The 23,657-nt window shown below is 38.1% G+C and carries 18 protein-coding genes; 16 read left to right on the top strand and 2 right to left on the bottom strand.

Translation table 11 applies throughout. The features are described from left to right. Positions 1-119 precede the first annotated feature (119 nt). The 10 genes from BM156_RS00440 (at position 120) to BM156_RS00395 (ending at position 10,041) form a co-directional block, all read left to right on the top strand. Complete coding sequence (locus BM156_RS00440; protein ID WP_093917850.1) at positions 120-1,193, top strand: polysaccharide pyruvyl transferase family protein; 1,074 nt, start codon at positions 120-122, stop codon at positions 1,191-1,193. A gap of 48 nt (positions 1,194-1,241) precedes the next feature. After that, positions 1,242-2,183, top strand: a complete 942-nt coding sequence (locus BM156_RS00435; protein ID WP_093917849.1) for a glycosyltransferase family 2 protein — start codon at positions 1,242-1,244, stop codon at positions 2,181-2,183. Positions 2,184-2,209: 26 nt separating this feature from the next. Next, a complete protein-coding gene (locus tag BM156_RS00430) occupies positions 2,210-3,460 on the top strand; it encodes a glycosyltransferase family 4 protein (RefSeq protein ID WP_093917848.1) in 1,251 nt (416 codons plus the stop codon). Continuing rightward, the gene (locus tag BM156_RS00425; RefSeq protein ID WP_093917847.1) at positions 3,445-4,086 is read left to right on the top strand and encodes an acyltransferase; all 642 of its coding nucleotides are present in this window, start codon (positions 3,445-3,447) and stop codon (positions 4,084-4,086) included. The genes BM156_RS00430 and BM156_RS00425 overlap by 16 nt, the downstream gene beginning before the upstream one ends. Further along, entirely contained in the window at positions 4,064-5,368 is a 1,305-nt protein-coding gene (locus BM156_RS00420) for a hypothetical protein (RefSeq protein ID WP_093917846.1), read from the top strand. Before BM156_RS00425 ends, BM156_RS00420 begins: the two co-directional genes overlap by 23 nt. A 26-nt stretch (positions 5,369-5,394) precedes the next feature. Next, on the top strand, positions 5,395-6,243 hold the full coding sequence (locus tag BM156_RS00415; protein WP_093917845.1) for a glycosyltransferase family 2 protein: 849 nt from the start codon (positions 5,395-5,397) through the stop codon (positions 6,241-6,243). Positions 6,244-6,287: 44 nt separating this feature from the next. Beyond that, positions 6,288-7,400 (top strand): glycosyltransferase, encoded by a 1,113-nt coding sequence (locus BM156_RS00410; RefSeq protein WP_093917844.1) that lies wholly within the window; start codon positions 6,288-6,290, stop codon positions 7,398-7,400. Next, a complete protein-coding gene (locus BM156_RS00405) occupies positions 7,397-7,957 on the top strand; it encodes an acyltransferase (RefSeq protein ID WP_170846810.1) in 561 nt (186 codons plus the stop codon). Before BM156_RS00410 ends, BM156_RS00405 begins: the two co-directional genes overlap by 4 nt. Before the next feature lie 70 nt (positions 7,958-8,027). Next, positions 8,028-9,284 (top strand): glycosyltransferase family 4 protein, encoded by a 1,257-nt coding sequence (locus BM156_RS00400; protein WP_093917843.1) that lies wholly within the window; start codon positions 8,028-8,030, stop codon positions 9,282-9,284. A 10-nt stretch (positions 9,285-9,294) separates the two neighbouring features. Further along, the gene (locus BM156_RS00395) at positions 9,295-10,041 is read left to right on the top strand and encodes a WecB/TagA/CpsF family glycosyltransferase (protein ID WP_093917842.1); all 747 of its coding nucleotides are present in this window, start codon (positions 9,295-9,297) and stop codon (positions 10,039-10,041) included. Between the two features lie 88 nt (positions 10,042-10,129). Here the strand turns inward: BM156_RS00395 and BM156_RS00390 are convergent, their stop codons facing one another. Together BM156_RS00390 and BM156_RS00385 are read right to left on the bottom strand one after the other, a co-directional pair. Next, positions 10,130-15,781, bottom strand: coding sequence for a cadherin domain-containing protein (locus tag BM156_RS00390; protein ID WP_093917841.1), 5,652 nt, complete (start codon positions 15,779-15,781; stop codon positions 10,130-10,132). A 109-nt stretch (positions 15,782-15,890) separates the two neighbouring features. Then, positions 15,891-16,292: a hypothetical protein gene (locus BM156_RS00385; RefSeq protein ID WP_139218180.1), complete on the bottom strand. Its 402-nt coding sequence runs from the start codon at positions 16,290-16,292 to the stop codon at positions 15,891-15,893. Positions 16,293-17,436: 1,144 nt separating this feature from the next. Between BM156_RS00385 and BM156_RS00380 the strand changes: the two genes are divergently transcribed. The 6 genes from BM156_RS00380 (at position 17,437) to gmd (ending at position 23,527) form a co-directional block, all read left to right on the top strand. After that, complete coding sequence (locus BM156_RS00380) at positions 17,437-17,967, top strand: UpxY family transcription antiterminator (protein WP_093917839.1); 531 nt, start codon at positions 17,437-17,439, stop codon at positions 17,965-17,967. 280 nt (positions 17,968-18,247) lie between these two features. Beyond that, on the top strand, positions 18,248-19,333 hold the full coding sequence (locus tag BM156_RS00375; protein ID WP_093917838.1) for an NAD-dependent epimerase/dehydratase family protein: 1,086 nt from the start codon (positions 18,248-18,250) through the stop codon (positions 19,331-19,333). A 105-nt stretch (positions 19,334-19,438) separates the two neighbouring features. Next, positions 19,439-20,281 carry a sugar phosphate nucleotidyltransferase gene (locus tag BM156_RS00370; protein WP_093917837.1) on the top strand — a complete coding sequence of 281 codons (843 nt, stop codon included), beginning with the start codon at positions 19,439-19,441 and terminating at the stop codon, positions 20,279-20,281. Further along, positions 20,268-20,909, top strand: coding sequence for a PIG-L deacetylase family protein (locus tag BM156_RS00365; protein ID WP_093917836.1), 642 nt, complete (start codon positions 20,268-20,270; stop codon positions 20,907-20,909). The genes BM156_RS00370 and BM156_RS00365 overlap by 14 nt, the downstream gene beginning before the upstream one ends. 86 nt (positions 20,910-20,995) lie before the next feature. Further along, positions 20,996-22,168 carry a class I SAM-dependent methyltransferase gene (locus BM156_RS00360; protein ID WP_093917835.1) on the top strand — a complete coding sequence of 391 codons (1,173 nt, stop codon included), beginning with the start codon at positions 20,996-20,998 and terminating at the stop codon, positions 22,166-22,168. 201 nt (positions 22,169-22,369) lie between these two features. Continuing rightward, on the top strand, positions 22,370-23,527 hold the full coding sequence (gene gmd, locus BM156_RS00355; RefSeq protein WP_093917834.1) for a GDP-mannose 4,6-dehydratase: 1,158 nt from the start codon (positions 22,370-22,372) through the stop codon (positions 23,525-23,527). Positions 23,528-23,657: the final 130 nt, after the last annotated feature.

Below are 23,657 nucleotides of genomic sequence, written 5' to 3'. Positions count from 1 at the left end.
AGGCTGTCCTTTTTTACATATATCGTTGTTTATTGCTCTATTGTGTTCAGCCTCTATCTTTTTAAAGACATTTAATCTTATTGGAGATAATATTTAGATAGCCAGAAAACAAATAGTTAATGATGAAACATTTAGTCTTTTTAAAAAACTACTGGAGAAGTTATCTTAGAAGTTATTTAAAGGCGGGAAGTGAGGCTAATAAAGAGTCTCGATACTTTGATTTAGGGATTCTAAATCCTGCGATTGGGACCTCAAATTTGGGAGATTCAATCATCTTTGAGAGTGTTTATCGAGAGTTGCGAGACTTGTTTGATGAAGATCTCTTTACTTCATTTCCAACCCAAATACATACTTCTTATGATGCTAAGTACTTAATGAGTCAAAAAGACTTATTGTTTGTGGCTGGTACAAACCTTTTGGCATCCAACTTGGAGGAAAGAATGCAATGGAAGCTTACTCCATCTCATAGAAGGTTCCTAAGCAATAAGGTGGTTTTAGTTGGATGTGGGTGGTGGCAGTATCAGGAAAATCCCAATAATTATACCTCTAAACTTTATGAAAGAATATTGAATCACAACCTGATCCACTCTGCAAGGGATAGCTATACTGTCAAAAAACTAAATAGTATTGGAATTGAAAATGTTTTGAATACAACTTGTCCAACCTTGTGGAATATTAATCCAGAGTTTTGTTCAACAATTAATCGGACAAGAAAAAGAAATGTTATCACTACGCTAACGTTTTACGCTAAGAATAAGGTTGATGATTTGAAGATGCTAACGATGTTGAGCAATAACTATGAAAAAGTGCTTCTTTGGGTACAAGGCTATGAGGATATTATTTATTTGAATGAATTAGATCAGAGTATTAAAAATATAGATATTATTCCTCCTTCCTTGGAGGCATTGGATGCAGCATTATCAAAAGGAGATTGTGACTATATCGGAACCCGGCTACACGCTGGAATAAGGGCTATTCAAAATGGAATCAGAAGTTTGATTTTGGCTGTTGATAACAGAGCATTGGAAATTGGGAAGGATGTTAACTTGAATGTAATTGAACGAGCGGATGTGTCCGAAGTCAAAAAATTTATCAATGGGACGTATGAAACAGCAATTGTCCTTCCAGAAGAGAATATTAGAGCTTTTAAAGCAAGCCTAAAGAACTATCGTTTTAATTCTATTTCCAAATAACTTGACTGATTTTATACAAAATTGCATTATCACTTAAATATTATTTCTATGGGCTTTACAGATTTACTTACCATTTCTATGCCTGTCTATGAGCGAAGGGACTTTTTTGAGCAAGCTCTAAATAGTGCATTAAATCAGACTGTTAAATGCAGGGTGATTGTTGTTGATAACTGCTCTTCTCATGATTATTTTAAGCAGGTCTGTGAGAGAAAGGGAGTTCCTTATTATCGGAATAGTGAGAATATTGGAATGGCTAGGAATTTTGCAAGGGGCTTTGAGCTTTCTGATACCAAGTTTGTCATGAATTTGCAAGATGATGATCAGCTTTCTCTGGATTATGTAGAATCATTTTTAAAGGCTTATGAAGAACATCCCGATATTGATATCTTTTTTCCTGATTTTGTCCGGTTGACTTCAGAGGGACAGAAGCCTCACAAGCATGTTTTACCATTTGGTTATATGGAAAAAGGAGAGAAGATTATAGAATATGGAATTAAATATAAATTAGGATTTCCTTATATGGCAAGCGCCATAAAACGAACGAAAGTGAATGGTTTTCACGGAGAATACGAGGGCAGTGGAAGTTATGATTGGGTTTGGATTTACTCTGAAGCTGATAAATTTACTTTTTATGGAGATTCCAGAAAGCTATATATTTTTAGAGATCATGACAATCAGGATACAAAGAAGAATGCTATAAACTATAGTTTTACCTTACCCTATATTTATGATGTCGTATTAAAGGAAAAGGTAACGAATAAGGAGTTGAAAAAGAAAGCTGAAAAAAATGCTTTCATGGAACTTTTCAAATTAAAATCGGCAGCTAGTCGAAAGGCTGTTAGTAGTTTTTTAGAAAAGGATACCATTTTTAGCCATTACCTTCGGGATAAACTTGATCAAAGTCTTCTAGTCAGAATGCTTTTTGCTTGCCCTGTTTCGGGGGTAAACTTTACCTATCGAGCTTTAAGGAAATCTAAGGTGATTAACTAGTTTTTGAATCGCTGAAATATAGTAACATGAAAGTTCTTTGGATAACGAATACCCTTTTCCCTGATGTTTGTAAATCGTTGAATATTCCGACACCTGTAGTAGGAGGTTGGATGTATGCTTCAGCAGAATCCTTGTTAAAGGAATTTGGGGAATTACAACTAGGAGTTGCTTCTATTTATAAAGGAAAAGAATTTCAAATTAAGGAGATAAATGGGGTTACTTATTATTTGTTACCATCTGCCTCGCGAAGTAGTTATTCGATAGAGCTTGAGGGGCTTTGGATAAAAGTAAAGGGGCATTTTCAGCCAGATGTGACGCACATTCATGGTTCTGAATATCCACATGGCTTGGCTTATGTTAATGGAGTAGGTGGTCAGAATGTTGTGGTTTCTATTCAAGGGCTGATAAGCATCTGTGAGCGATATTGTTTTGCAGGGATTCCGACTAGTGTGCTTCTTAAAAATATGACTTTACGAGATTGTGTGAGACGAGATACGATCTTTAGACAAAGAAAAGGCATGAGGCGACGTGGTGATTTTGAAACGCTTTTGCTGAAAAAAGTAAATAATGTAATTGGACGAACTTCATGGGATCAAGCTCAGGCATGGGGAATTAACCCAAATGCAAAGTATCACTTTTGTAATGAAACTTTACGGGGAGAGTTTTATGGGCATTCATGGGATTACGGTAATTGTGAGCCTTACCGTATTTTCTTGAGTCAGGCGCATTATCCACTAAAAGGATTACATCAGCTGATTAGAGCCTTGCCTATAGTGTTAAGAGAATTTCCAGACGCTAAGGTTTATGTTGCGGGTAACAATTTCACGAATGTAAAAAATTGGCGACTTGGTGGATATGGAAAGTACATAAAATCCTTGCTTAAAAAGTATAATTTGACCGATCGTTTCGTCTTTACAGGCATACTAACTGCAGAAGAGATGCGCGAGCAATATTTGAAGGCAAATGTATTCGTTTGTCCTTCATCTATAGAAAATAGTCCAAATTCGGTTGGCGAAGCACAATTATTGGGAGTTCCTTGTGTGGCTTCTTATGTTGGGGGAATGCCTGATATGATCAAACATGAAACTTCAGGTTTGCTGTATCGGTTTGAGGAGACTGAAATGCTGGCAAAAAGTTTATGTCGCATATTCAAAGATCCAGATTGGGCAAAAAGACTTGGAGTAAAGGGGCAAAAAGAGGCTATGGAAAGACATAACCAGCATAATAATACCAAAGCACTTCATTCAATTTATAGTGAATTATGCAACGGACTGTGATGTTTATATATAAGGGAGTTAGAGCAATCTATACAAAAATTGCTTTAGTGTTTCACCATCTTGTGACCTGGTTGTTGCTCTATTCTAATAATATTCAATTTAAGCAATTTTCAACTTCTGGGATTCCCTACTTAAGTGTCTCGAGAGACGGCTGGTTTAGCATTGATCAGAACTTTCGAATGCATAATGGGAATATGGGAAATCCAATTGGTCGTCCTCAGCGTTGCGTTTTCACAGTGGGAAAGGGAGCTTCATTGTCGATAGGCAAGAATGTTGGCTTAAGCTCGACTGCTTTAGTTGCGCATCAAAGTATTACAATAGGGGACAACGTGAAAATTGGAGCTGGTGTTTGTATTTATGATACTGATTTTCATGCATTAGATGCGAAATTTCGAATGGCTTCAGTAACAGATTTCAAGAATAAAAAATGCAAAGAAGTGATCATTGAAGACAATGTTTTCATCGGAGCACATGCAACTATACTTAAGGGTGTTCGAATTGGAGAGAACTCAATTGTAGGAGCATGCGCTGTCGTAACCAAGGAGATTCCACCTAATGAGATTTGGGGGGGGAACCCTGCGATTTTTATAAAAAAATTAATAAATGATGAAGAGTCGATTTGCTAAGTTGGTCCCATATATGATATTGCCCATTGCTATATTTTCTATTCAGCAATATATTTCGTTGCCAATTGGAAATACTACTGTTTGGTGGCTAGTTCATTTCCTAATTCTATTTATTTTCTTTTGGGAGGCGCGCTATAGTCAGGTGTCCAGAGAGGATAGTAAAAGTTTACAATTTGTAAAGATTTATCTACTGTGGAATGTATTTAACATATTGAGGGGGGTATTTGTTGCGGAAGGCTATTGGGACTATAAAGGCTTGATAAGTATGGGAATGACCTTGTTGTTACCTGTTATTGCCTATTTATCTGTAAACAAAGAGCGAGTCCAGGATATTTTATCATTTTTTGTCAATTACGTAATTCCTTTTGGATTTTTGTTATTCCCATTCATGCCAATTGGGGCATGGGGGTGGTACCTTTTCCCGATTGGTTTTTTGATGCTGTTTTTTCCCGTTTTACCCATGAAGGGAAAGATTATTGTACTAGTCGTTTCATTGATTGCAATATTTGGAGACTTGGGGGCCAGGAGTGGGGTGATTAAGTATGGGATACCGATTGTTTTAGTTGCTGGGTTTTATGGAATACGCCATTTAGTATGGGGACAAAAGTTAATGGGATACACCCGAAAACTTTTAGTCATTGCTCCATTTGTCTTTTTTATATTAGCAGTAACTGATGTTTTTGAAGTCTTTAAAATGGATCAATACATTAAGGGTAATTATGTGGAAGTAAAAAAAGATAGTAGTGGAGAAGTTGTCGAAGAAAATTTGACGGCAGATACACGCTCTTTCCTTTATATGGAAGTGATAGAATCAGCTAGGAAGTACAATTATTGGTTACTTGGTAGAACTCCTGCCAGAGGAAATGAGACCATTCATTTCGCTGGGGAAATGGTTCGAAATACAGGGAGGGCAGAGCGATTAAGAAATGAGGTGGGAATTCTGAATGTTTTTACCTGGACAGGAATTGTAGGGGTTGTTTTATTCTTCTTGGTTTTTAATAAGGCATCTTATATGGCTATCCACAAATCAAAAAATACATTTGTGAAATTAGTTGGTTTATTTGTTGCTTTTCGCTGGGTATATGCTTGGGTGGAGGATTGTAATATATTCGATATTAATAATTTCGTGATATGGATGATGATTGGCATTTGTTTATCGCCATCCTTCCGAAAAATGAGTGATGCTGAATTGAAGCTATGGGTTTGGGGAATCTTTGAACGGAAGCATTATAAAAAATATCGCTTGTTTCTACGTCATGATAAATATGAATTGATTTTATGATTTGAAGAAAATATTTGGAAAATAGAATGGAAAATACTGCTGTTATTTTGACTTGCCATAATCGAAAAGATAAGACACTTAATTGCTTAAATAGATTATTTGAATCAGCTGCCAATTCTGGTCTAGAGGTAGCTACTTATCTTGTTGATGATGGCTCTACTGATGGAACAGGTGAGGCTGTAAAAAAATGTTTTCCTAAGGTAAATGTAATCCAGGGGAATGGAAATCTTTTTTGGAATCAAGGCATGCGATTGGCATGGAACGAAGCTTCCAAAAAGGATTATGACTTTTACCTTTGGTTGAATGATGATACCAATTTATTCCCATCTGCTCTTTCTGAATTATTTTATGCTTATAAATTCCTTTATACCCAGAATCAGAACCCAGCCTTGATTTGCGGAGCTTGTTGTTCTGAGGTTGGAGTTGACGAATTTTCTTATGGTGGCCGGTCAGAAGTAGGGCCAGTTGTTCCAAACGGAAGTTTGCAAACATGCAAATATATAAATGGTAACGTGGTTCTTGTTTCAAAAGAGATATTTGAAGAATTAGGAAATCTTGCAGGTGATTACACACATGGAATGGGCGATTTTGATTATGGTCTAAGAGCACAGCGTGCTGGGTTTAAATGTTATACCTCTAAAGAGTACATAGCAGCTTGCTTGCCTAATGAAGAAACTCCACGATGGTGTGATCCAAAGGAAAAGTTGTCAAAAAGGTTGAAAATTTTTTACTCTCCATTAGGTTTAAATTACAAAGAGTATATCATCTTTAGGCGTAAGTTTTGGCCCAATGAGTGGTATGTTTTTGCAATTAAAGCATATTTGAAAGCTCTAGTTCCTAGACTTTATACTGCTGCTGCAAAGAACCGTTTATAATTATTATAGTACATAAAATTGTTCCTTAATAGGGGTAACTGTAAATGATGAAACAAAAGGCACTGGTTTTTTATACCTACCTACCTCCTTGGAGAATTGATGTATTCAATGAGATGGGAAAGTATTATGATCTAACAATCGTTTTTTTGAATGCTGAATCAGAAGGATTCACCTATAATCGGGAAGTCCTTACAAAGCAGCTGGAAGTCAATTATCTATTTTGGGATAAAGGATTTAAAATTGGATCAAGAGCTTTTCGGCTGGGGATACTTGGACTTTTAAAAAAATATCAGCCTTCAGTTGTTTTTTCTCACGAGTATTCTCCAACCAGTATTTTACTTGCTCTATTTCACAGATTAAAACGATATCAGTTTAAGTATATCATTACCACATCGGATAATTTGAGCATTGCAAAAGGGGCTAAGGGAATAAAGAGAAAGGCAAGAGATTTCGTTTTATCTAATGCAGATGGGATAATTGTATATAGTCAAGCGGTAAAAGAGTGGTATGAAAAAAGTTTTAAAGAACTTCGGGTGGAAGTCTGTCCAAATATTCAAAGTGCTGAAACTCTTTTAAAGAATAAGAAATTATTTCCGAAAATTAGAACTGATTATTTGGAGCGTTATCAGCTGGAGTCCGGCAAAGTTATTTTGTTTATAGGAAGATTGGCGGAGGTTAAAGGGCTTGATTTATTGATTCGAGCTTTTGCCCAGTCAAATCGAGAAGACTATAAATTAGTGATTGTTGGAGAAGGAAAGGAAAAGCAGAATTTGATTGATCTAGCAAGGAAATTACAAGTTGATGATGCTGTTTGCTTTCTTGGCTATTTTGAAGGAGCTTCGCTTTATGCTTGGTATGACATTGCTAACTTTTTTATTCTACCTAGTCGTTATGAACCTTTTGGAGCTGTAGTCAATGAAGCATTAGTCTTTGGTTGTCCGGTTGTGGCTAGTCAATATATTGGAGCACTTGATTTCATAGAAAAAGATTCAAACGGTCTCATTTTTGATCCTTTAAATGAAGGGGAATTTATTGATACGTTGAATAGGTCTTACAAAATGTTTGATGGAGTCAATCCAAAGAAAAAGGATTTGATGATTACGTCTTTTAAAGAACATGTTAGAAGCTTTGAGTACATTATTGAGAATAAATCATGAAGATTGAATTTGTTAACATGCCAAAGGGAACTGGACGCTTTACATTTGTATTACGCTATTGGGCAAATATGATGAGGTCATGGTATATTTTTAATGTAAAATTTCCATGGGTAAAGTACCATGGATTTGTTCGGGTGATGCATGGTACTCGCTTTGCAAAACGATCGATTTCGATAGGGCATAAGGTGCAGTTTGGACCTAATTGTAATATTGCTTCTGATGCTGTTTTTGGAAATAATATTCTTTTAGCAGGGAGTGTGGCGCTTGTTGGAAAGTATGATCATTCAATTGATTGTGCCGGAGTAACAATTTGGGATTCTCCAAGAGGAGATGATCAGCCAACAATTATTGAAGATGATGTTTGGATTGGGCATGGAGTTATTGTTATAGGAGGTGTTACAATCAGCCGTGGTTCAGTTGTCGCTGCAGGTTCAATAGTTACAAAAAGTATTCCTCCTTGTGAGGTCTGGGCAGGTAATCCTGCAAGAAGGATTAAGAACCGTTTTGAAAAGGAGGCTGATAGAGAGAAGCATTTGACGTACTTAAAGTCAAAATAGGTTTATTTATGAACGATGCTCTCCTCGATGTTGCAAGAAGGAATTTCTCCAATTTATTTAAAAGGAAATCATGCTAAATATATTGATTAATGCGTATGCTTGTGCGCCACACAAAGGCTCAGAACCAGGTATGGCATGGAACTGGATTGTCAATTTGTCCCGACATTGCCGTTTGTTTGTTATTACCGAAGGGGAATGGCGAGAGGAAATTGAGCTTGCACTGGATAGGTTGCCTGAAAAAGAAAATATTACATTTTATTATAACCCGGTTAGCCCAAAAATTCGCCAAATGTGTTGGAATCAGGGAGATTGGCGTTTTTATTATTTCTATCGTAAATGGCAAAAGAAGACTTTTAGTATTGCCCGTGATATTATTGGCAATCATTCAATTGATCTTGTACATCAGTTAAATATGGTTGGCTATCGTGAACCAGGTCTGTTGTGGAATTTTCGGGATATACCTTCCGTTTGGGGGCCTATTGGTGGTTTTGGGGGAGTTCCTAATTCATATTTAGGACTTTATGGTTGGAAGGAAAGAATTAAGCAACAGGTAAAAGGACTACTGAATCGGGTTCAAGTCTATAGTCCTTACATTCAGAATGCAATTAATCAGACTTCTGTTTTAATTGCCTGTAATAGCGTGGCAAAAGATGTGCTTACTCGTTTTAGGGATGACGGTGTTTGTTTAACTTCTGAGGTTGGTACTTTTTCCGAGTCAATTTATGCCAATAATACAAAGAGGGAGGGGGAACAATTGCAGCTATGCTGGATTGGACGAAACTACCCAACAAAAGCTTTAATAATTGCACTTCGTGTTTTTAAGCAGTTGGAGGGGCTCCCTGTGCATTTACAGGTCATTGGGGTTGGAGAGGAAGCAATTCCCCATAGAGAATTGGCTAATTTAAAGAACGTAACATTTCATGATTGGCTACCTTTGGAAGAAGTGCATGAACAGTTAAGAAACAGTCACGCGTTGTTGTTTACAAGTTTGTATGAAGCAACGGGAACTGCAGTTCTTGAGGCTATCTCCAATGGAGTACCAGTACTATGTCATGACACATGTGGGCAAGGTGACGTTATTGATAAATCCTGCGGAATTAAAATTCCATTAAAAGATCCAGAGAATAGTGTGAGTTTATTTGAAGTTGCTGTTCGTGACTTATTAGACAATCGTAAAAAACTGGAGAAACTTGCATTGGGAGCGCTAAAAAGAGCGGAGGAGTTAACTTGGGAAGAAAAAGCAAAACAAATGATTGCTATTTACGCTAAAGCTATAGCATCAAAGAAGTCTTCTGAAAAGTTTGTCACTCACTTTGAGAATAAATAAAATCTTTAGTATGAAAATATCAAGTATCCAGCTGTTAGGGTACCCTGTTTTTAGTGAGTCATTATCGACGATTCCTTGGCAGAAAAAATTGGTTATTAATACCATCAATGGGCATTCCTATACTGTTGCCAAATCTGATTTGCAGTTTAGGAAAGCTTTACAGGAATCTGATGTGTTGTTGCCTGATGGAGCGAGTGTTGTGATGGGAATGAAGATGCTTCAAGGGCAAAATATCCAAAAAATAGCAGGGTATGACTTGTTTATTTTTCTAATGGATTACCTCAATCAGCGAAAAGGAAAATGTTTCTTTTTAGGCTCGATGGATCATACCTTGGATAAAATGAGAAGTCGGGCGATGAAGGAGTTTCCAAATGTGCAGATTGGAAGTTTTTCACCACCGTATAAGCCGGTGTTTTCGGCGGAAGATAATCGTATAATGCAGGATCAGGTTAATCAATTTAAGCCTGATGTGCTTTTTGTTGGAATGACGGCTCCGAAGCAAGAAAAGTGGGTGAATGATAATAAAAACAAGCTGGATGCTGTAGCTATTTGTTCTATTGGAGCAGTGTTTGATTTTTATGCAGGAACATCAAATCGTCCTCCCCAATGGATGATTAATCTAAAGCTTGAGTGGTTGGGACGTCTGCTAAAAGAGCCCAAGCGTATGTGGAAAAGATACCTTTTATCAACTCCGGTCTTTTTCATTGATGTGTTTTTGTATAAACTTGGATTTAAGAATCGCATCCATATAAATTAACTGAGTGAAATAAAATTTAGGGAAAAAGAAAAGCTCCTACTTTTCAACTGAAAAGTAGGAGCTTTTACTTGGATAGTGCATGAACTGGTTACATAATGACAATTTTACTTTGATAAACTTGTGTATTACATACCAGTTGCATAATGTAGGTCCCTTTGTTTAAATGAGAAAGGTTTACTCGATCTTCCAAGGTTCCAAATGAAGCAGAAAGAACTTGCTTGGAGACCATGCTCCCCATCATATTAAACACCGCTATTTCGCAATTATCAGTTATCAGATTATTGGCTAATATATTAATGATTCCATTGCTTGGGTTAGGGTAGAACTTAACTTCGAGAGACTTGAATTCAGGATCGATATCCGTGCTGATACCAGCTTCCATGATGTTATTTTCAACCCAGAAGTTTTCAAAGGACTCGATTTCATTCCCTGATTGGTCATAGATTGGAAGAGAACCTTTGGTATAACTTACCAGGATTTCATCTCCAAACTCATAACCTGAATCTACATCCAGGTAAATCGCATTTCCTTTAACACTAACTTTCTGGACAGTCTTATTATTGCTTGTCTCAAAATCAGAGTTGATCAATGCACTTTTTAGATTGTCAGCTTGAAGAGGTTCTTCATAGTACAAGACAATTCGTTTTGGGTCATTATTATTAACTTCTCCTTTGACTAATTTACCCTTGATGACTATATCAATTGTTATTGTTGCAGTGGCAGACAATGGAGTTGTTCCATTATCAGTAACCTCAACAACTAAGGGTAATGTTTGACTATAGGAGAGTTGAAGGTTTGCTGTTGAAAAAAGTTCTCCAGAGGTTTGATTCAAGAAGAAAGAACCATCCTCATTACCTTGAATGATAGCGTAACTCAACGTTTGCCCTTGATCCGGGTCACTTGCAATAACCTGTCCAATAAGGTCTCCTGCATTGTTGTTCTTTCGAATCTCAAATAGTTGATTTTGAACAACTGGAGCCTGATTAGAAGTTGTTGGAATCAATGAAATTGAGATATTGGCATATGCAGATAATGGATTGGAATCATTATCGGTAACCTGAACTTTCAAAGTGATAGATTGATTGGTAGTTACTGCGATTTCCGTATTGGAGAATAGTTGTCCATTGTCTGGATTCAAACTGAACAGACCATCTTCATTCCCTTGAAGAATAGCGTACGATAACGTTTGTCCTGCATCAGGGTCACTTGCAATAATTTGACCAATGAAAGTTCTTGCAGGGAGATCTCCATCAACAGTCATAAATTGATCGGCAATTGCCGGACTGTGGTTTAATTGAGCAGCAGAGATATTGATGGATACGCTTGCTTCAGTCGTAAGCGGACTTGTGGCATTATCACTAACTTCGACGATAAAATTCACTTGTATAGGAGATGTAGTCAGAATAGAAGATTTGGCATAGATTTCACCGGTAGATAAATCAATGGCAAAAAGGCCTTCTGTATTCCCTGATGCGATACGATAGCTTAAGGTCTGGTTTTGATCAGGATCGGAAGCTACAAGCTTTCCAACAACAGTATTAGTGGCTATGTCACCATCCAAGTCAAGTGTCAAATCTTGTGCTATCGGACTCTGATTAATCTGAGTTGCACTTATTTGAATGGTAATATTGGCACTTGCAGATAACGAAGTAGTTGCATTGTCTTCAACTTGAACTAGAAGAACAACTTCACGGTCTGTTTGTAATGCAATATCCTGGTTTGCGAATAACTCTCCAGTAGTTGAATTCACCGCGAACAGTCCATCTTGATTCCCTTGAATGATGGAATAACTTAGGATGTCATTTGCATTTGGATCACTGGCAAGAATTTGACCGACTATGTCATTCATCTTCAGCGAAAAATTAACCTTGAATGTTTGATCTGCAATAACTGGTGCTTGGTTGATTTCTCCAACTTTTGGAGTCGTTATAATGACAGTTGCATTGGCTGCTAGTGGAGTTGTTGCATTGTCTTTGACTTCTACAACTAAAGAAATTGTCTCGGGAGCATCTAATGGTATACTTTTTTGTAAGAAAAGTTCTCCACTGGCTATGTCAAGAGCAAACAAACCATCTTCGTTTCCTTTTGTAATGGAATAGCTTAGCTTTTGTCCTTCATCAGGATCAGTCGCAAGGATTGTCCCAACAAGGTCATTAACCGAAACACCACCGGAGAGATCGAAAACCTGATCGGCAATCACCGGACTATGATTTATCGAAATCCCGATTAGATTGATGTCGACTTTTGCTTGAGCCGAGAGAGGAGCAGCAGCATTGTCTGTTACTTGAACAGTCATCGACTTTGTCTGGTTTGAGGTTGTTAAAATGCTTGATTTCGTATGAATCCGCCCATTTGAAGGATCCACAGCAAATAAACCATCTTCATTTCCTCCAACGATCGAGTAGGTCAAAATTTGTCCTTCATTTGGGTCACTGGCTGCAATTTGTCCAATGAGCTCATTGCTAACTAAATCTCCTTCAACTGCAAATGATTGTGGAGAAATTGTCGGAGCTAAATTTTCAACAGTTGGAATTTGCTGAACTTGTTGAAATAAATCAGAAATATCTGAAGCTGAAAGGACTGTGTTGTAGATCCGAACTTCGTCAATTGCTCCACTATAAAGTAAAGTCGCAGGATTCTGGTCTCTTCCTGCTCCGATTAACAGGTTGTAGCCAGCTCCAGAGTCGATTATACCTGTTGCGTTGATTTGTCCTACTACTTGATCATCAAGATAGATGATTTTCTCAGTTCCGTCGTAAGTAACGCTCAAGAGGTGCCAGTTTCCATCCCACAGCAAATTAAGATTGTCAACTGCAAACCATGAGTTTGTCGTTCCTGTTGTTTTGAATCCAACCCGTTTTAGTCCAGGGTACACATAGAGTGCAAAAGAATCAGTATTAGGACCGCCATGCATGATAATCCCTTGATAAGAGTTTAATGTAACATCTGGTTTTATCCAGGCGCTTAATGTTAGCTTATCGGTAACATTATCTCCAAAGCTTTCCCCAAGATTAATATGGCCTGTTTGAGAGAACTCAAGCCCTTGTCCATTTGCTCCGGTAATACGGTTTTCTTCATTCATCAATGTTCCATCATTTGAACCTTGACTATCAATTACAGTTGAACCGGAGTTTTCTTCGAAAAGATACTCGGAGAATGCTGATTCAGGGGTTGGAATTATGATATCAACAGATGCACTTAAAGGTTCTGAAATATTGCCTGCTGCATCTTTGGCCCAAGCATATAGTGTTTGTAGTCCTGTTGAGGCAAATGAGTACGAAGAAGGAACAGCTTCACTCCAGCCGCTATCACTTGTTGATGGGGCTGTTGAACTCTGAGTTAATATGTATCCAGTTACTCCGATGTTGTCAGAAGCTGTTAAGCTGGTAACTGCAACAGTTTGATAACTTGAGCTCTCAGGGATTGTAAATGCCGAAATAACAGGACTTGATGTATCTAATTTTTGAGCCGGTTCACTGATCTCAATAGTAATCGTTACCTGAGCTCTGGCAGTTAGAGGAGTCGAAGCGTTATCTTTTACTTCTATGGTCAACACGACAGCTTGATTCTCGGCATAGGTAATTGCTGTGTTGGCAACAAGGACACCTGTTGATGCCTCGATAGCAAAGAGATTATCTGTATTTCCAGAGATAATCGAGTAGGTTAAGGTTTGTCCATTATCTGGATCGTTTGCAATAACTTCGCCAATTAGAGCTTGAGCATCTTTTTGATCAGTAATATTAAAAGACTGATCTAAGATTACAGGACTCTGGTTTTGTAGTTCTTGCGTTGTCTTTATTAGAATGATCGAAGTAAATGGCTCTAGCTTGATCTCTCCACTAACCGTATTTCCGTTTAAATCTCGGTATACACTGCTTCCGAGACTTATGGTTTTTGTTGTTTTCTCAGCATTGTAAAAGAGTTGTTCTGTTTCACCTTCTGCAAGAGGAGTGTTATCAAGACTTGAGTTTGGATCTTGACCAGTCAAGCTTTGCCAATCAGTTAAAACGAAACCATAGGGATAAGTATTGAATATATGGAAAGGAGCTCCATAGGAAGTTTCCCTCTTTCTCCACTTGTCAACGTACAAATTATTATCATACTTAACATCCTTGAAATCAACTTGCGTTCTGATTAGTCTGGCAGGGGTTCCGTCAGGACTTTTTGTGCTTTGAATATTACAGATTGTATTGTGTGTGATATTGTTCATGGCATAGCCAAGCTTGTAGTCATAAGAATACATGCCAACCCCGCAGTCAAAAAGTGTGTTTTTGTGTATTTCGAGCGCGCCCACCCCATTCATCGTGATACCAACGCTTTTTACATTTTTTATTGTGTTATCGGAGATAGTGATGTCTCGTGTTCTTTCATCCATATAAATACCGTTTCCCATTGATCTACCGACAGTATATCCATCTGAGTTTCCTGGAACATGGTCGATGATATTAGATCGAATAATTGAGCCAGAAGAACCAGGGTCTGAATATGCTCCTCCGTTAAAGGTATAGATACCAGCACCATCATCAATTGTTAGACAGATATCTTTCATGTAGTTATGCTCAACAAGAGTGTTTACTCCACTAAAAGAGATTCCGTGGTAGGCTGTTTGGCTAATGGTGTTGTCTTTGATGATATTGTTATCACCATTGCAGGTCATTCCTGTTCCGTTACTATGTCCTTTTGTGCCGCTGATGCCAATTTCGGAGAATAGTGCAATATGAGAAATCGTATTATTAGAAACCTCTGAGCTTCCACTATTGATAACTCGAATGCCATCATGGCTTACATGCTTGACGGTATTCCCGGAAACAAGAGAATTAGGACAGGAGTACAATTCAATACCATGTTTGGCCGCACCAATAACAAGACATTCTAAAACAGAAATATTTGATCCCGATTTAGCTGCAATTGCAATTCCTGAACTATTGCGAGTCTCAATATTCTCAATGGTAATATTGCTTTGATTAGCTAAAGAAATACAGTTCTCATATGCTGAGGCTCTTGTCTCATAGTTAGAAGGGGAATCACCATTGGGCGTCCAAAAGTAAATCATTTGACTTGATGGATCATAACTCCATTCGCCTGCTTGATCCAACACCTCTAATTTATTGAGAAGAATGAATCCCTCCCCAACTCCTAGGCCATAAGTAGGCTGAGAATCTAGTGTGAGCTGACTTCCAGAGGCGTTAACAACTTTTTTGGTCATCAAAGCCCATGCTTGTGTTCTTCCAACCCAAGTGGCGTTTGAATAGTTAGTTCCAAAAGGAAGTGTCTTAGAAGTAAAACTAGTACTTGAATTTACTTGATCAATAGTCGCATAACCCGAATTTGGGAACCTGGCTACTTGCATCTTTGTTCCATTCAAGAATAGTTGGTTGATATCCTCAGTTACCTTTGCCTTATAAATATTTCCAGAGTGTAGTTGCCACCCTGTAATTTCTTGAGATCCGTAGATTCTAGGCTTTTCGCCTGTTCCATAAGCACCATATGTAATTGGGTTTCCATTTGTTCCTGAAGCAGAAATAACTAATGTACCTTCCCATTCATCCCCTCTTTTGAATAATATTTTATCCCCGGCACTTGGCTTAAAGCTGTTCACTTTTTCCAAAGATTTCCAAGGATGGCTGGTGCTTGTTCCAGCATTTGAATCATTCCCTTCGCTGCTGCTGACGTAATAGCTTGTTTGTGCTAGTAGTGTTGCAGGTAACGCAAGGAGTATGATTAATATTAATTCTTTCATCCTACACGTAATTTAATGGGTATATATTGAATACTAAAAAATTGATAGTTAATAAAGTTGATGCCAGTTTATGTCTGATCAACAGACCTAATTACTAGCATAACAGCGATTAGTCCTTTGAAAAGATTGGCTTTGATAAATACCTACCTTTTTTGATGATCAAAGGATTTCCAGACTGAATAGTCGATGGTGAGTAGAGAGCAAGTTGCAACGTACTTTCAGGTATTGCCAAATCAGCATTAAAATTAGTGCATTGCATCATAATGCCTGTTTTTAGCTGGCTTAGCCAATGTGAGTTCACGCTGACCGTTTTCATTCGCTCTTTTAAGTTCTGCACAATTTGAATCGCCTTTAGAACGATTCTGCAATTTTTGGCATGCAATCCTGGCTGCCAAATTTGTTTTTGAAACGTACTCCATAGAGATTGGAACTGACCAGTCTCAGGAGGCAACTGAAATGTAAAAAGATTCTTCATAGCAATTTGATAAATGGTGTTATTAATCCATCCCACAAAATCCCATTCTCCACGGCAATAAAAACATGTTCAAATTTGCAATAATCGGGTGTCCTGCTTTCAACTGGAGTGTATTTACTTAATACTACGGTTGAATTGCCCAACACCGAATAGCTAGGACTATCTATCGAAGAAGTCGTATCGCTCGAAAAATAAAAGATCTATTTCTTTTCTCCAGTCCAAAAATTGGAGAAAGTTTAAATCTTAATAATTGCGATAAACTATAAAGGATTATTAAATCACATTCTAGATTGTTAGAATGCTTACTTGAGGCTTGTACTTGGTTGAACAGGCACAAACGATTTGAAAAAAAGGCATTTAAAGTCTTCAATTTTCAATTTGATTAATGTTAATATTAAATCTATCTCACACATAATCCCACTTCACGATAATATAAACACGCTCAAATTTCGACTGCAATAAGGCAAAAAATTTTAATAAAACAAATGTTGGATGTTTTTTGAGCATTAATTTATATCCAATATAAATAGTGATTTCCCCTATTCATGACTCAGTTATGTTTCTTTAAAAATGTTCTGAGAGCGGCTTGTCTTTTATTTTTTGGATGTCTTTAAGTGGCGGTGTTGTAGCTGTTTATGCTAATTTTAGATATTTATTGTCAATGTAAAAGACACGAATTTGTTGTTTTACGTGAAATTACCCATTGCTTTATTATCGATGTCGTAGGATATTTGGAAGTACAAACAAAGAGTGAAAAATGCTCTAAGACATGTTTGTTTTGAGTTGGATTACGAGCTGATCAAAAGACTCAAAAAAACTGGATAATGAAAGCAGATATTGAGTTGGATTTTTCCGGTTGACAAAATCTACAAATTGCGTTTCTTATCAAACTGTAGATTATTAAAAAAGCAACGATGTTCTCAGAATGAAAATGGGAGGCAAAGGGCGAAGCTGTGCAGACTGAGGATATTTTGCGAATGGTTCTAAATAAATAATGAACGAAGGATGGCTTGATTTCATCGTTGAGACAAAAAGAGCTTCTCAACCAGTTGTTATTTTTGATCTGCATTGAAAGCATCCGAGGTGTTAAGTTAGCTATATATTATTCAACAAGTGAAAATTGGTCTATTGCTGGTTGAATAAATTGTTGGACAGGTGTTATTCAAAAATTTAGAAAATTATGACATTAATTAATTCGTCATACAACTGGTACGCTTTATATACGAGGTCGCGTTATGAGAAAAAGTTGCACCAGGATTTATTGAAAAGAGGTGTTGAGGCATATTTGCCACTGAAAACTGAAAAAAAGAAATGGAGCGATCGAGTAAAAGTTGTTGAGGAACCATTATTAAGAGGCTATGTCTTTGTGAAGGTTAGCAACAGAGAATATTTCGATGTTGTTAATAATCCCGGCGCAGTTTGTTATGTGTCTTTCGATGGGAAAGCAGCAGCAATTCCGGAAAATCAAATTGATGCGCTCCGTTTGTTTGTTGATCACTTCAATGACAATATTAATGTAACTCGCGAGCGAATTTCAAAAGGTGATATCGTTAAAGTTAAAGATGGTCTTTTGAAAGGAGTTCATGGCGAAGTTGTTGAAATTCGTGGAGCTAAACGTATTGTATTGCGATTCAATAATCTTGGATATTGTATTCATACCGATATTTCTTTAGATGAGGTAGAGTTTACAGAAAAAAGGGATAATGAATAAGCGTTAAGCTTAAAAGCAAGTTGCGTTTGTAAAAAAGGGACTTTTTACACCAACGATAACTTCTGCGTTTTATTCATTACTTACTTACCCTTGTTTTCATGTTAATGAAAACACACTATTCTTAGATCATTTCTTCTTGATTTTTAATTCTTTCCTTATTGATTGGTCTTTTTGAGACGGGCTATCCTATGCTCTAAGGAGAAGTGATGTTTTGAATGTCTATTAGGTTGGAAACCCGAAATTTAAGATAATTCAAAAAGTAATTTAAAGCGAACGAACTATGAAAATTTTAATTGTTGGAAATATGGGATATGTAGGTCCAGGAGCAGTTGAGCAGCTGCGTAAGACCTATCCCGATGCAGAACTGGTTGGTTTTGATATTGGTTATTTTGCAAGCTCTTTAACGCATGTCCTTTATCAGCCCGAAATTAGATTGGATAAGCAGGTATTTGGCGATGTTCGAGAGTTCCCTTACGAACTGTTAACAGGTGTGGATGCTGTTGTTTACTTAGCAGCGATTTCAAATGATCCGATGAGTGCAGTTTACGAGGAAATGACGATGGATATTAATTACCGTTCATGCGTCCGTCTGGCTAGACGAGCCAAAGAATATGGTGTGAAATCCTTTGTTTTTGCTTCAAGCTGCAGCATGTATGGTGAAGCAGATGATTACCCAAAAACAGAACAAGATACCTTAAAACCATTAACAGCTTACGCTCGCTCTAAGGTTGCAGCCGAAAGAGAATTAGAGCCATTAGCATCAGATGGTTTTACAATTACGTGTTTGCGATTTTCAACAGCTTGCGGAATGAGTGCCCGGCTGCGTTTGGATTTAGTACTGAATGATTTTGTAGCCGGAGCTATTCTTTCTCGCGAAATTAACATATTGAGTGATGGTACACCTTGGCGTCCTTTAATCAACGTATTGGATATGGCTTTGGCCATTGAGTGGGGAGTTCAACGGGAAGCGCTATCTGGTGGAAACTTCTTGGCTGTCAACGTTGGAACTAGTAAATGGAATTATCAAGTTAAAGATTTAGCCTATGCTGTTCAGGAGATTGTGCCAGGATGTAAAGTGACTGTCAATCCGAATGCAGCGCCGGACAAACGTTCTTACAAAGTGAACTTCGATCTTTTCGAAAGCCTGGCACCTAACCACCAGCCCCGATATGATTTATATGCGACCATTAAAGACCTGTATGAATCAATTGTTGATATGAATGTGAAAGATGCTGACTTCAGGCACTCTCGTTTTATTCGCTTGCAAATGTTGAAGGAACTTCAGGATAGTGGAAAGCTCGATCAGGGCTTGCATTGGATTCCAGAAAAGAAGGTGGAAGTAGAGCTTGTTGAACATGAGTTCTAGGATGAGGTAGATTGAACTAAGTACTAGTAAAAATGATGAAATAAGTTCTTCATCAATTATAAACTCAATCAGATTATTGTATGGAAAGTCTTTAAGGTAAGTATCATGAAAGTTGTGTTGTTTTGTGGGGGAATGGGAATTCGACTAAGGGATTATTCGGATCAGATTCCAAAACCGATGGTTACAATTGGATATCGTCCGGTACTTTGGAATATCATGAAATACTATGCAAGCTATGGTCACAAAGATTTCATTCTTTGTTTAGGATACAAGGCAGATGTCATTAAAAATTACTTCATCAATTATGATGAAACAATTTCAAATGACTTTGTTTACACGCAAGGAGGGAAAAATATTGAGTTGTTGAACTCTGACATTAGCGATTGGAAAATCACCTTTGTTGATACAGGCCTGAATGCCAACATCGGGATGAGACTTATGCAAGTAAAAGAACATTTGAAAGGTGAGAAGATGTTCTTGGCCAATTATAGTGATGGCTTGACCGATATGGATTTGAACGAGATGGTTGGATGGTTTGATAAGCAGAAGGATAAAACAGCAGCTTTTATGGCCTATCAGCCGACTCACAGTTTTCACGTGGTAAAACGAGAAGACAATGGCCGGGTGAATGAGATTAGCCATATTGGTTCTTCCGGATTGTTCATTAACACTGGTTACTTCGTTTTCAGGAATGAGATATTTGATCACATGGAATATGGAGATGAACTAGTTGAAGAACCTTTTAATCGGTTGATTGAGAAAGACAAGTTGATTTCGTGGGAACATCAAGGTTTTTGGGCTAGCATGGATACATTTAAGGATAAGAAAAACCTTGATGATATTTATGCCGCAGGAAGTCCTCCCTGGGAAGTTTGGACTAATATGAAACAGCACCCAAGGAAACGAACTCGCATGGAGAAAATATTTTTCAACTATGCTGCCATTTAAACTTCCAGCTCATCGAGGCTTACGAATTCTTTGCTTGGGAGCACATTGCGATGACATAGAAATTGGAGTAGGAGGTACAATCCTGAGGTTGCAGGAAGAATATCCGATTGAGAAAATTGAATGGGTGGTACTTGCCTCTAATGATGTTCGAAAGCAGGAGGCTGAAAATAGTGCCCGACAATTTCTAAATAAATCAGCTTCAAGCAAAATTGAAGTCAATTCTTTTCGGGATGGCTTTTTGCCCTTTCAAGCTGAAGCGGTTAAAGGATATTTTGAGGAGTTGAAAAAACGCTTTGTTCCGGATCTGATTTTTACCCATTACCGCGACGATCGTCATCAGGATCATCGCTTGGTGAGTGACCTGACTTGGAATACATGGCGAAACAATCTGATCCTTGAATATGAGATTCCAAAATATGATGGCGACTTAGGGAAGCCTAATTTCTATGTCTCTCTGGATGCCTCAATACTCGAAAAACGAAACCAGATTTTGCTGGCAACCTTTGTTTCTCAACAATCCAAACACTGGTTCGATCGAGATACGTTTAACGCATTACCTCGACTCAGAGGAATGGAATCGGCGAATCAATTTGCCGAAGCTTTTTACGCACGAAAAATTACATTATAAAATACACCAATAAGGTATTGTTTACAGCTTTGAGTGGTTGAATATCAACTGCAAAGAAGCTGAATGCCTATTAACGAATAAATTTCATGAAACATTTGAAGTGTCCGAGTTGCTCAAGCAGCAGTTTGAAAGACTTTTTTACGATAAAAAATGCACCAGTACAGAGTTTGGTAACCATTAAGTCATATGAAGAGGCGATGGCAATTCCCAGAAACGATATTACCTTAACTTTCTGTAATGAGTGTGGATTCATCTTTAATAGTACATTCGATACCAGTGTTGATTACTATACCAAGGGATACGAAGATCAGCAAGGTTTTTCCCCAACATTTAAGGTATTTATAACAGAAGTGACCAACCGTTTTATCGATAAATATGAAGTACGAGAGAAAGATGTTATCGAAATTGGTTGTGGAAAAGGAGACTTCATTAATTTGATTTGTGAATTGGGAAATAACCGGGGGGTTGGTATTGATCCTGCATATGAAGAAGGGCGTTCGACGCCACAACCCAATGTCCGGTTTATTAAAGAGTTTTATTCTTCCAACCATGGCGACCTGGAAGCTGATGTAATCACTTGCCGACACACCATGGAGCATATTCACGCTACCGGAGAATTTGTAAAAACTATTCGGGAATCGGTACAAGGACGTGATGATGTAACTGTGTTGATTGAGGTGCCGAGCATTGTTCGTATTCTTAACATTCAGGCTTTTTGGGATATTTTCAATGAGCACTGCTCATACTTCAGTTCCGGCTCACTGGCTCGCTTGTTTCGTATGAATCAGTTTGAGGTGTTGGACGCTTATTTGGAGTACGACAGTCAATACCTGTTTTTAGAAGCTAAGCCAGTTGAACAAACATCAGCAAAGGTGCATCCGTTGGAAGAAACGGTTGATGAACTACGAAAGAGTGTTGATGAGTTTGTCGTGAAGATTAATGAACAACTTTCGAGTTGGCGTGAACAGCTGACTGCAATGAAAGAAGCCGGAAAGAAAGTTGTTGTTTGGGGAGGCGGCTCCAAATCTGTTGGGTTTTTGACCCAGTTTGATGACCTAAAAGCCATTCAACACGTGGTTGACATCAACCCGCATATGCAAGGGAATTACATTCCAGGTATTGGAATCCAATACATTGGTCCCGACCAATTGAAAGCAGTTAATCCGGATACAGTCATTATTATGAATGGCGTTTATAAAGAAGAAATCCGGAAAATGTTAGCCGAGCGGGGAATGCAGCCCGAGTTGATTTGCCTCTAGCCTGAAGCGATCAACTTCTTAAAAATCGTCTACCACTCCTTTTCATCTGTACAAGAGATAGGTGTCTAAGTATAAGCTGCAATCACGTACAGGCATGTTAAAACGAGACTGAACCAAACCTCATATTTTATTCGTGTTGGGAAAGATCAAAAGCCAAGCACGGAGCTCTTAAAAATTTATTCATTAGTAAAAAGATCAGATATGTCAAAAGTTGCATTGATTACAGGCGTTACCGGGCAGGACGGAGCGTACCTGTCTGAATATTTATTGAAGAAAGGATACATTGTCCATGGGATTAAACGTCGTTCTTCGATGTTTAACACTGATCGTATTGATCACCTATATCAGGATCCACATACCTCCAACCGTAATTTTATTTTGCATTACGGTGATTTAACTGACAGTATGAACTTAACCCGTATTATACAGGAAGTTCAGCCGGATGAGATTTATAACCTGGCAGCAATGAGCCATGTAAAGGTGAGTTTTGATACACCTGAATATACGGCTAATGCCGATGGTATTGGAACTTTACGGATTTTAGAGGCTGTCCGTTTATTGGGGCTTCATAAAACACGAATTTACCAAGCATCAACGTCTGAACTTTATGGTTTGGTGCAGGAGATCCCTCAAACAGAGCGTACTCCGTTTTATCCAAGAAGTCCATATGCTGTTGCCAAAATGTATGCTTACTGGATTACGGTGAATTATCGCGAGGCTTATGGTATGCATGCCAGCAATGGTATTTTGTTCAACCATGAATCACCTGTAAGAGGGGAAACCTTTGTTACTCGGAAGGTGACCCGGGCCGTTTCCCGTATTGCGTTGGGAATGTTGGATAAGGTTTACATGGGTAACCTGAGCTCTAAACGCGACTGGGGACATGCTAAGGATTATGTCCGTGCCATGCACCTTGTTTTGCAACAAGACAGACCGGATGACTATGTGATTGCAACCGGAATTACAACAACAATTCGGGATTTCATCAAGATGGCCTGCGAAGAAGTTGGGTTGGAAATTGCCTTTAAAGGGCAAGGAGTTGATGAAGTTGGTTATTTGGTTGGTGTTGATGAAATGCGTTTCCGCGAACGGGTTGGAGATGAGTTCTTGGAAGACATTCGAATGAGAATTCTATCAGGCAATAACGAAATTGTGAAAATTGATCCGATGTACTTTAGACCAACCGAGGTTGACCTGTTGATTGGCGATGCTGCCAAAGCACAGGAGGTATTGGGGTGGACTCCAAAATATGACTTGCAAGGGCTGGTTGCTGATATGATGCAGTCAGATGTGAAGCTATTTCAGAAAGAGTCGTATCTGAAAAATGGAGGTTACCGGATCCTTAACTTTTTTGAATAAAACAGTCCACGCTGAGTATAATGCTGAGAGATAAAGCTGCATTCACAGAGGTGAATGCAGGCTTTTCTTTCGGCGATTTTTCAAGCGTAATTCAGTACAGGTTGTTCATCGGCCTGAAATAGTTGAAACT

It is taken from the genome of Sunxiuqinia elliptica (genome assembly GCF_900113005.1).
In the GTDB taxonomy this organism is placed as follows: domain Bacteria; phylum Bacteroidota; class Bacteroidia; order Bacteroidales; family Prolixibacteraceae; genus Sunxiuqinia; species Sunxiuqinia elliptica.
The sequence above is the reverse complement of the archived record's forward strand: the minus strand, read 5'-3'. Positions and strand labels throughout refer to the sequence as shown.